This window comes from Sphingomonas sp., from assembly GCF_030145815.1.
GTDB lineage: Bacteria > Pseudomonadota > Alphaproteobacteria > Sphingomonadales > Sphingomonadaceae > Sphingomonas.
On record NZ_JAIXHL010000055.1, the window covers coordinates 1 to 9594 of the forward strand.

General features: G+C 64.6%; 10 protein-coding genes and 1 riboswitch. Of the genes, 8 read left to right on the plus strand and 2 right to left on the minus strand.

The genetic code is table 11. The annotated features are described in order from the left end of the window. Positions 1 to 234: 234 nt before the first annotated feature. The 5 genes from KYX69_RS22395 to KYX69_RS22415 all read left to right on the plus strand — a co-directional run bounded on the left by KYX69_RS22395 (position 235) and on the right by KYX69_RS22415 (position 3591). Positions 235 to 2094: a class I tRNA ligase family protein gene (locus KYX69_RS22395; RefSeq protein ID WP_367280221.1), complete on the plus strand. Its 1860-nt coding sequence runs from the start codon at positions 235 to 237 to the stop codon at positions 2092 to 2094. Beyond that, entirely contained in the window at positions 2091 to 2612 is a 522-nt protein-coding gene (lspA, locus tag KYX69_RS22400; protein WP_300501583.1) for a signal peptidase II, read from the plus strand. The genes KYX69_RS22395 and lspA overlap by 4 nt, the downstream gene beginning before the upstream one ends. Before the next feature lie 23 nt (positions 2613 to 2635). After that, the gene (locus tag KYX69_RS22405) at positions 2636 to 3055 is read left to right on the plus strand and encodes a DUF3035 domain-containing protein (protein WP_300501584.1); all 420 of its coding nucleotides are present in this window, start codon (positions 2636 to 2638) and stop codon (positions 3053 to 3055) included. Between the two features lie 70 nt (positions 3056 to 3125). Beyond that, positions 3126 to 3344, plus strand: a complete 219-nt coding sequence (locus KYX69_RS22410; protein ID WP_300501585.1) for a DUF6290 family protein — start codon at positions 3126 to 3128, stop codon at positions 3342 to 3344. Next, positions 3328 to 3591: a type II toxin-antitoxin system RelE/ParE family toxin gene (locus tag KYX69_RS22415; RefSeq protein ID WP_300501586.1), complete on the plus strand. Its 264-nt coding sequence runs from the start codon at positions 3328 to 3330 to the stop codon at positions 3589 to 3591. Before KYX69_RS22410 ends, KYX69_RS22415 begins: the two co-directional genes overlap by 17 nt. A gap of 98 nt (positions 3592 to 3689) precedes the next feature. On the opposite strand, the gene dxs is transcribed toward KYX69_RS22415, so the two are convergent. Beyond that, positions 3690 to 5618: a 1-deoxy-D-xylulose-5-phosphate synthase gene (gene dxs / locus KYX69_RS22420; protein ID WP_300501587.1), complete on the minus strand. Its 1929-nt coding sequence runs from the start codon at positions 5616 to 5618 to the stop codon at positions 3690 to 3692. Between the two features lie 72 nt (positions 5619 to 5690). Beyond that, on the minus strand, positions 5691 to 5939 hold the full coding sequence (locus tag KYX69_RS22425) for a hypothetical protein (RefSeq protein ID WP_300501588.1): 249 nt from the start codon (positions 5937 to 5939) through the stop codon (positions 5691 to 5693). A 232-nt stretch (positions 5940 to 6171) separates the two neighbouring features. Between KYX69_RS22425 and KYX69_RS22430 the strand changes: the two genes are divergently transcribed. The 3 genes from KYX69_RS22430 to thiC all read left to right on the plus strand — a co-directional run bounded on the left by KYX69_RS22430 (position 6172) and on the right by thiC (position 8928). Further along, positions 6172 to 6390, plus strand: coding sequence for a 4-oxalocrotonate tautomerase family protein (locus tag KYX69_RS22430; RefSeq protein ID WP_300501589.1), 219 nt, complete (start codon positions 6172 to 6174; stop codon positions 6388 to 6390). Continuing rightward, positions 6390 to 6845 carry a DMT family transporter gene (locus KYX69_RS22435; protein WP_300501590.1) on the plus strand — a complete coding sequence of 152 codons (456 nt, stop codon included), beginning with the start codon at positions 6390 to 6392 and terminating at the stop codon, positions 6843 to 6845. Before KYX69_RS22430 ends, KYX69_RS22435 begins: the two co-directional genes overlap by 1 nt. 40 nt (positions 6846 to 6885) lie before the next feature. Then, a riboswitch (TPP riboswitch) is annotated at positions 6886 to 6997 on the plus strand. A gap of 44 nt (positions 6998 to 7041) precedes the next feature. Next, positions 7042 to 8928: a phosphomethylpyrimidine synthase ThiC gene (gene thiC / locus KYX69_RS22440; protein ID WP_300501591.1), complete on the plus strand. Its 1887-nt coding sequence runs from the start codon at positions 7042 to 7044 to the stop codon at positions 8926 to 8928. Positions 8929 to 9594 lie beyond the last annotated feature (666 nt).

Consider the following 9594-nt stretch of genomic DNA (forward strand, 5'->3'; position numbering starts at 1 on the left):
TGGCAACCCCTCTTTCCCCCCCCCCCCCCCGGGGGGGGGCCGGGGGGTGGGCCCTCTCGCCCTGACGCCGCGCAGATCGATGGACCCCACCCCAACCCCTCCCCTGAAGGGGAGGGGCTTGCGGGCGCATCGAACGTCAATCTCGACTCGCCGCTCGCGGATTTCTACCTGCGCCCACGCCCCTTCCTCGCGGGCGATTTCGTCACCACCGACAGCGGCACCGGGCTTGTCCATATGGCACCCGACCATGGTGAGGATGATTTCGACCTGTGCAAGGCGAACGGCCTCGAACCGCAGTTCGCGGTCGAAGGCGACGGCAAATATCGCGCCGACTGGGCGTGGCTCGGCGGTCAGGGATCGGTGATCAACCCCAAGTTCAACGCCCCCGACGGCCCGATCTGCACCGACCTGCGCGAAACCGACGCGCTGCTTGCCGCCAGCGCCGACTACAAGCACAGCTATCCGCATAGCTGGCGTTCCAAGGCAAAGGTCATCTATCGCTGCACCCCCCAATGGTTCGTGCCGATGGACAAGGTGATGACGCACATCGAGCCAAAGGCGCCGCGTGAGCAGCGTTGGGAAAGCGAAGGCGGCGCGATCGATCCTGCCGAGGAAAGCCTGTGCGATGCCCCGACGCTGCGGCAGGCGGCGATGCAGGCGATCGCCGAAACGCGCTTCGTCCCCGCAAAGGGCCGCAACCGCATCGGCAGCATGGTGGAGGGGCGCCCCGATTGGGTGCTGTCGCGCCAGCGCGCGTGGGGCGTGCCGATCACGCTTTTCGTCGATCGCAAGACCGGGCAATATCTGAACGATCCGCTGGTCAACGACCGCATCGTCGCGGCGGTCCGCGCGGGCGGCGTCGATGCCTGGTCCGACGCGCGCGCGCAGGACTATCTGGGCGATGCTTATGACGCCGCCGATTATGAACGCATCACCGACATCCTCGACGTCTGGTTCGATTCGGGCTGCACCCACGCCTTTGTCCTGGAAAGCGGCCGCTGGCCCGCGCTCGTCCGCCGCGACGGCGGCACCCACAGCGCCGACCTGTATCTGGAGGGGTCGGACCAGCATCGCGGCTGGTTCCAGTCGTCGCTGCTCGAAAGCTGCGGGACGCGCGGGATCGCGCCGTACAAGGCGGTGCTGACCCATGGCTTCACCATGGACAGCAAGGGCATGAAGATGTCCAAGTCGCTGGGCAACACGATCAGCCCCATCGACCTGATGCGCGACTATGGCGCCGACATCCTCCGCCTCTGGGCGCTCAGCGTCGATTTCACCGAGGATCATCGCATCGGCAAGGAAATCCTGGCCGGGGTCGCCGATCAATATCGCAAGCTGCGCAACACGTTCCGCTATCTGCTCGGCGCGCTCGACGGGTTCAGCGAGGCGGAGCGCGTCACCGACGTCGCGGCGATGCCCGAACTCGAACGCTATATGCTCTCGCTGCTCGCCGACCTCGACGCCCGGTTGCACCGTGCGGTCGATGATTTCGACTTCAACAGCTATACCCGCCTGCTCGCCGATTTCTGCAACGAGGATCTGTCGGCCTTTTATTTCGACATCCGCAAGGACCGGCTCTACTGCGACATCAACGTCGCGACCGGCCGGCAGACCCCCGACCGCGCCGCCTATCGCACCGTGCTCGACACGCTGTTCCACGCGCTGATCCGCTACGCCGCCCCGGTGCTGGTGTTCACCGCGGAGGAAGTGTGGGGCACCCGCTATCCCGACGCGGGCAGCGTCCATCTGCTGGAATGGCCGCGCGTCGATGGCGCATGGAACGACGCTGCGCTCGCGGACAAATGGGCGGGCGTCCGTGCCCAGCGTGAGGCGGTCACCGAAGCGATCGAACCCTGGCGCCGCGAAAAGACCATCCGGTCCAGCCTGGAGGCAGAGGTCGCGATCCCCGATCCGACCCTCGATCCGGCGGCGATGGAGGAAATCTTCATCGTGTCGGTCGTGCGCGCGGGCGGCGAACTGGCCGTCACCCGCACCGAAAACCACAAATGCGGTCGCTGCTGGCGCCATCTGCCCGAAGTCGTCGAGGACGGCAGCTTGTGCAATCGCTGCGACACGGTATTGGACATAGGATGAGCAGCACCCGTTCGCCCTATCTGCGCTTTGGCCTGATCTTCGCCGCTGTCGCCTTCATCCTTGATCAGGTCGTCAAGTGGATCATCACGGTCCCCTTGTCGCTTCAGGCCAAGGGACAGATTGAAATCACCAGTTTCTTCAACCTGACATGGGCGGAAAACTGCGGAATTTCGATGTCGATGTTCGCCAGTTGCACCGACACGACGCGCTGGACGCTCGTGGCCGTGACCGTCGTCGTCGCGGGGGCCGTCGCCTTCTGGATGACGCGCGAACCGGCAAAGGGCGACGTGATCGCGCTCGCGATGATTCTCGGCGGCGCGCTCGGCAACATCGCCGACCGCGCGCGGCTTGGCTTTGTCGTCGATTATGCCGACCTGCACATTGGCGATTTCCGTCCCTTCATGATCTTCAACGTCTCCGACGCGTGCATCACGCTCGGTGTGCTTTTGCTGGTTGCGCGCGCGCTGCTCTTCGGCGAAAAGGCCCCAGCCGCGGACGGTCAGCCATCCGCCGATTAACGGGGCGCATAGGAGTTAATAGAGTGAACCGGACCACCGCCATCCTGGCTGCCTCGATTCTGGCCACCACCCTGTCGGCCTGCGGGTCGAACAGCCTGTTCAGCCGCGACCGTCCTGACGAGATGATGGTGTCGCGTCAGGCACCGCTGGTCGTGCCGCCCGATTTCTCGCTGTCCCCGCCTGCCCCCGGCACCGCGCGTCCCGGCGGCGAAACGACGGCGGAACAGACGCTGCGCGCGCTGTTCGGCGGCGCCGCCCCGCGCAGCGCGGGCGAATCCGCGATCATCGGCAGCGCCGACGGCCAGCGCGCCGACCCCGGCATCCGCAGCCAGATCGGCAGCCCGGACACGCAGATCGTGGACAAGGGCCTGGTCACCCGCGACATATTGGCCGCCCCCGAAGGCGACGGCCGCGACGCCAGCGCCGCGATTCCGGGCGCCTGACCCCTTACCCAATCGCGCGAATTTGCAAAAACGGCCCCTTCGCTATACATGTATAGCGAAGGAGACGCCGATGCTCGCCATTCGCCTCGACAAGGAACTCGAAGAACGGCTGACCGTGGCCGCCAAGCGCGCGGGCCGCACCAAGACCGCCTTCGCGCGCCGGGCGATCGAGGAATATATTGAGGAGTTGGAGGATCTGGCGCTTCTCGAAGAGGCGTTGAACCACCCCGACGCGGGCAAGACCGTTTCCATGGAGCAGATGCGGCGCGAACTTGGGCTGGACGCTTGAATTCGATGCCGCAGCGCGAAAGCAGCTTCGCAAGCTGCCGCGCGACGTCGGCGAACGCATATTCGCCGCGCTGGAACAGATCGCCGGGCAGGATGACCCGCGACAGCGCGGAACGGCGATGGTCGGCGATCGGTCAGGACATTGGCGCTATCGCATCGGCGACTATCGCATCATCGCGCGGATCGAGGATGCCCGGCTCGTCATCGTCGTGATTGCCGTCGGCCACCGCCGCGAAATTTATCGTTAGCGTGATTTTGAGTGAAATGAACCATTTCGCGGCTCGGAAATCACGGAAAAGCAGGAATCTAGAGTGCCGGTTTTGATGCCGTCAAAACCGAACGCATTTTAGGCCCGCGCCCCCGCTTCCTCGACCCCCGCGCTGTTGTGGCGCAGCGCCTTCAGCACGCAATCGACGATCTGCGGCGCGTTCAGCCCCGCCGCATCATATTGCAATTCGGGCTTGTCCTGGTCCTGAAAGACATCGGGCAAGCGCATCGTGCGCAGTTTCAGCCCCGCGTCGATCAGCCCCTCGTCGCTCGCCAGCGTCAGCACATGCGCGCCCAGCCCGCCGACGCTGTTTTCCTCGATCGTCACGCAAACCTCATGCCCCGCCAGCGTCTTGCGGATCAGTTCCTCGTCCAGCGGCTTGGCGAAACGCAGGTCGATGACGCTGGTCGACAGCCCGCGCGCCTCCAGCGTGTCGGCGGCCTTGATCGCCTCCGCCAGCCGGGTGCCCAGCGACAGGATGGCGACGGTCTTGCCGCTGCGCACGACCCGCCCCTTGCCGATCTCCAGCTTGATCGGGACATCGGGCAACGGAACCCCGGTGCCGTTGCCGCGCGGATAGCGGAACGCGATCGGACCGGCGTCATATTCGGCGGCGGTATAGGTCATATGGACCAGTTCGGCCTCGTCCGCCGCCGCCATCACCACCATGTTCGGCAATGTCGCCAGATAGGTGACGTCGAACGATCCGGCATGGGTCGACCCGTCGGCGCCGACCAGTCCCGCGCGGTCGATCGCAAAACGCACCGGCAGGTTCTGGATCGCGACATCATGGACGACCTGGTCATAGGCGCGCTGAAGAAAGGTCGAATAGATCGCGCAGAACGGCCGCATCCCCTGCGCCGCCAGCCCGGCGGCAAAGGTCACCGCATGTTGTTCGGCGATGCCGACGTCGAACGTCCGCGCCGGATGCGCCTTGGCGAATTTGTCGACCCCGGTTCCCGACGGCATCGCGGCGGTGATCGCGACGATGCGCTTGTCGGTGTCGGCCAGCTTTGCCAGCGTTTCGCCAAACACATTCTGATACGCGGGCGGTCCCGGCGGCGCCTTTGCCTGTTCGCCGGTGATGACGTCGAATTTCTGCACGCCATGATATTTGTCGGCGGCGGCCTCTGCCGGGGCATAGCCCTTGCCCTTCACCGTCACCGCGTGGATCAGCACCGGCCCATGTTCGCTGTCGCGCACATTTTCGAGCACGGGGATCAGATGGTCCAGATTATGCCCGTCGATCGGCCCGACATAATAAAAGCCGAGTTCTTCGAACAAGGTACCGCCCATCGCCATCCCGCGGGCGAATTCGTCGGTCTTTTTCGCGGCCTTGTGCAACGGTTCGGGCAGCTTGCGGGCGACGCGGCGCGCGATTTCGCGCAACTCGATAAAGGGACGCGACGACACCAGCTTGGCCAGATAGGCCGACAATCCGCCAACAGGGGGCGCGATCGACATGTCATTGTCGTTCAGGATGACGATCAGCCGGTTGCCCGCCGCGGCGGCATTGTTCATCGCCTCATAGGCCATGCCCGCCGACATCGACCCGTCGCCGATCACCGCGATCGCGCGGCCGGGTTCGTCCTTCAGCTTGTTGGCGATCGCAAAGCCCAGCGCGGCGCTGATCGACGTCGACGAATGCGCCGCGCCGAACGGGTCATATTCGCTTTCGCTGCGCTTGGTGAAACCCGACAGGCCGCCGCCGGTGCGCAGCGTGCGAATCCGGTCGCGGCGCCCGGTGATGATCTTGTGCGGATAGCATTGATGGCCGACGTCCCACACGATCTTGTCGTGCGGGGTGTCGAACACATAATGCAGCGCGGTGGTCAATTCGACGACGCCCAGCCCGCTGCCCAGATGGCCGCCCGTGGTCCCGACGGCCGAAATCATCTCGGCGCGCAGTTCTTCGGCGAACTGGCGAAGGTCTTCGGGCTTCAGCTTGCGGAGGTCGGCGGGGACATCCACCGTGTCGAGCAGCGGCGTATGCGGACGGTCAGTCATCATGCGGTCATACTGGGTGGCGCGGATGCTGTCGAACGAAAAGGGGACGTCGTCGCCCCGCCCGGTCGCCGGTCAATCCCCGCCGTCCCGTTCGGCCTGCCCCTCGGCCTTCGCGCTCTGTGCCGCGCCGACCTGCGCATATAATCCCCGCACCATCAGGTCGGTAAAGACCAGCATGACCCCGATCATTCCGATCAACAGCGCGACCGCTACCACCGGAAACGGCCCGATGGCATCGATCGCCCCCCGCCGCATCGCCACCGCGAGCAGCGCCGCGGCGGCCATCAGCGCATAGCCGATCAGGCGCGGCACCCGGCTCATGCCGGCGCACCCGTGGCGGCACGGGGGAACGAGGAAGCGGCAAGGGAGCATCGATACATGCCCCCGACGATGCCGCCAAAAAGCTCCGCGGGCAAGGCGAAGCCGCCGCATCGCCCCGCCGCATGGTCCCCTCGCATCGCCCCGCAAGGACGCGGAGACCATCCTTTCATTTGTGCCGCCTCCGGTGGTATCCGCATCCCGTTCGCGATCGCTTTGCCGACAGGAGACTGCCATGCCCTACGTCAATATCCGCATCACCCGCGAAGGCGCGACGCCAGAGCAAAAGGCCGAACTGATCGGCGGCGTCACCGAATTGCTCCAGCGCGTGCTGGCCAAGAATCCGGCGACGACGGTCGTCACGATCGACGAGGTCGATGTCGAAAACTGGGGCATCGGCGGCCTGCCGGTCCGCGAATATCGCCGGGCGCAGGCCGACCGGGATCCTTCGTGATGACCGCGAACAACGCCGCGCCGGCCTTTGCCGCGATCATGCTGCTGACCGGGGTCGGCATTCCGATCCTCGCCGCGCTCAACGGCGGGCTGGGCGCGCGGCTGGGCAGCCCGATGGCGGCGTCGATGATCCTCTTTGCGCTCGCCTTCCTCATCGCCGCGACCGGCGCGCTCCTCACCGGATCGATCGGGCAGGTCCGCTTCACCTCCGACATTCCGGCGCAATTTTATTTCGGCGGGCTGTTCGTCGCCTTCTATGTGATCGCCGTGACCTTCATCGCGCCCAAATTCGGCGTCGGCAACGCGATCTTCTTCGTCCTGGTGGGTCAGCTTGTCAGCGCGGCGACGATCGATCATTTCGGCCTGTTCGGCGCGCTGCGATCGGCGATCGACCTGCGGCGGGCGGCGGGAATCGCGCTGATGATCGTCGGCGTCTATCTGGCGCGGCGGGTCTGAACGCCCGCCATGGACAGCCCGCCTCGGGCGGCCTATAATGCCGCCATCCCCGGGGAGCCGCGCCCGTAATGGCCGGTTGAGAGCGGAATAGACCGCGACCCGTTGAACCTGATCCCGGTAACTCGGGCGGAGGGAGGGTCGGCATTCCGCACCGGAAAACCGTCTTTCGCTCCGATTATGAACGGAGCGACTGCATATGGCCGACATCGACGCGAAATTCGAAAACCCTGCGCCCATCGGCGTCACCACCGGGCCGATCCGCGGCAGCCGCAAGATCCATGTCGCGGCCCAGACCGGCAGCGGCATCCGCGTCGCGATGCGAGAGATCGACCTCGACCCGCACAGCGGCGAGCCGCCGGTGCGCGTCTATGACACCAGCGGGCCTTATACCGACCCGAACGCCAGCATCGACATCGCCAGGGGCCTTGCCGAACTGCGCCGTGACTGGATTCGCGGCCGCGACGATGTGCAGGAGGTCGCCCAGCGCGAGGTCCGCCCAGAGGATAATGGCCAGCTTGGTCCCGACCGCAGCGGCGGCGTCCCCGCCTTCCCCGCCGTCCGCAAACAGGTGCTGCGCGCCAAGCCGGGCCAGAACGTCAGCCAGATGCATTACGCCCGCCGCGGCATCATCACGCCCGAGATGGAATATGTCGCCGAGCGGGAGAATCTGGGCCGCGCCCGCCTGTCCGAATATCGGCGCGACGGCGAAAGCTGGGGCGCCAGCATCCCCGATTATGTCACCCCCGAATTTGTGCGGGACGAGGTTGCGCGCGGCCGCGCGATCATCCCCAGCAACATCAACCACCCCGAAAGCGAACCGATGGCGATCGGCCGCAATTTCCTGGTCAAGATCAACGCGAACATCGGCAACAGCGCGGTCGCATCCGACGTCGCATCCGAAGTCGACAAGATGGTCTGGTCGATCCGCTGGGGCGCCGACACCGTCATGGACCTGTCGACCGGCCGCAACATCCACGACACGCGCGAATGGATCATCCGCAACTCGCCCGTGCCGATCGGCACCGTCCCCATCTATCAGGCGCTCGAGAAAGTGGGCGGCATTGCCGAGGATCTGACCTGGGACATCTTCGCCGACACGCTGATCGAACAGGCCGAACAGGGCGTCGATTATTTCACCATCCACGCCGGGGTCCGCCTCCCCTATGTGCCCCTCGCGGCCAAGCGCATGACCGGCATCGTGTCGCGCGGCGGCAGCATCATGGCGAAATGGTGCCTCGCGCATCACAAGGAAAGCTTTCTCTACGAACGCTTTGACGAGATTACCGAGATTATGAAGGCCTATGACGTCGCCTACAGCCTTGGCGACGGCCTGCGTCCCGGCAGCATCTATGACGCGAATGACGAGGCGCAGTTCGCCGAGCTCTACACGCTGGGCGAACTGACCAGGCGCGCCTGGGCACAGGACGTACAGGTGATGATCGAGGGTCCAGGCCACGTCCCGATGCACAAGATCAAGGAGAATATGGACAAGCAGCTCGAAGCCTGCGGCGAAGCCCCCTTCTACACCCTCGGGCCGCTCACCACCGACATCGCGCCCGGATACGACCATATCACCAGCGGCATCGGCGCCGCGCAGATCGGCTGGTACGGCACCGCGATGCTTTGCTACGTCACGCCGAAGGAGCATCTCGGCCTCCCCGACCGCGACGATGTAAAGGTCGGCGTCGTCACCTATAAACTCGCCGCCCACGCCGCCGACCTCGCCAAGGGCCACCCCGCCGCGCAGGTCCGCGACGATGCGCTCAGCAAGGCCCGCTTCGAATTCCGCTGGCGCGACCAATTCAACCTGAGCCTAGACCCCGACACCGCGGAGCAATATCACGACCAGACGCTCCCCGCCGAGGGCGCGAAATCGGCCCATTTCTGCAGCATGTGCGGCCCCAAATTCTGCTCGATGAAGATCAGCCAAGAGGTGAGGGAATTTGCAAAGCTGCAAAATCAGGACAGCGCCGGCTTCATCGCCGCCGAAGAGGCGGAGAAGGGCATGGCGGAAATGAGCCAGGTCTATGAGGATACCGGGCGCGAGCTGTATATGGGCGCGGGTGATCGGGAGCATGATTGATTAAGACGGTAGTCAAGCGCCTGCCTTGACGCGCTGACTACCGCCTAATGCAGATCAGAGCCTAACCGGCTCACCATGAAATCGATTTATTCACACTAGCTATAACCCGACGGATGCTAATGCTACGGAGGAAATTCCGCCACTGCTGGGGCCCGAGCGAATAGGTTCGCCCGTTACATTCCCAGAACACCGCTGCCCGACCCGCCAATCCAGCAACGTGAGCGCGATCTTCAAGTTCATCGACGATGGCGCGTTGTTGATCAGGCGTTTTGTGGCCGAAGCTACGATCGAGTGGAAATAGAAGCATATTTTGGCCCTGCTCCTGAACATGGGCGACCTTAAAGGATGGCATCTTGCTTTCCTTTGAATAGAAAAAATTTGCGGCCGGAAGCCGCTACAAATCGAGCAAGTTGAGCCCCCCGCACAGCGGGGGGCTCCCTTGTCACTTCCGTTCGGGATGCTTGATACGTTCCCGCTCGGTAGTGTCCGGATGTCGCTGAGCATGGCGCTCAGTGACAAAGCGACCCGTCCGCGAACTGCGGTGCGAAGTCTGCTCTGGAACACTTGGTCGAGTCATATTGGGCTCCTTTAAGTGTATCCATGCCCACGTAGGATGCAGTCAGCGTATCCCCGGCCTTCATCGTGCGAGATGAAGGCCGGAGGAGT

Coding starts and splice junctions, on each gene's coding strand:
- KYX69_RS22395 (WP_367280221.1), top strand. CDS start 235: ATGGCACCCGACCATGGTGAGGATGATTTCGACCTGTGCAAGGCGAAC.
- lspA (WP_300501583.1), top strand. CDS start 2,091: ATGAGCAGCACCCGTTCGCCCTATCTGCGCTTTGGCCTGATCTTCGCC.
- KYX69_RS22410 (WP_300501585.1), top strand. CDS start 3,126: ATGCTCGCCATTCGCCTCGACAAGGAACTCGAAGAACGGCTGACCGTG.
- dxs (WP_300501587.1), bottom strand. CDS start 5,618: ATGACTGACCGTCCGCATACGCCGCTGCTCGACACGGTGGATGTCCCC.
- KYX69_RS22425 (WP_300501588.1), bottom strand. CDS start 5,939: ATGAGCCGGGTGCCGCGCCTGATCGGCTATGCGCTGATGGCCGCCGCG.
- KYX69_RS22430 (WP_300501589.1), top strand. CDS start 6,172: ATGCCCTACGTCAATATCCGCATCACCCGCGAAGGCGCGACGCCAGAG.
- KYX69_RS22435 (WP_300501590.1), top strand. CDS start 6,390: ATGACCGCGAACAACGCCGCGCCGGCCTTTGCCGCGATCATGCTGCTG.
- thiC (WP_300501591.1), top strand. CDS start 7,042: ATGGCCGACATCGACGCGAAATTCGAAAACCCTGCGCCCATCGGCGTC.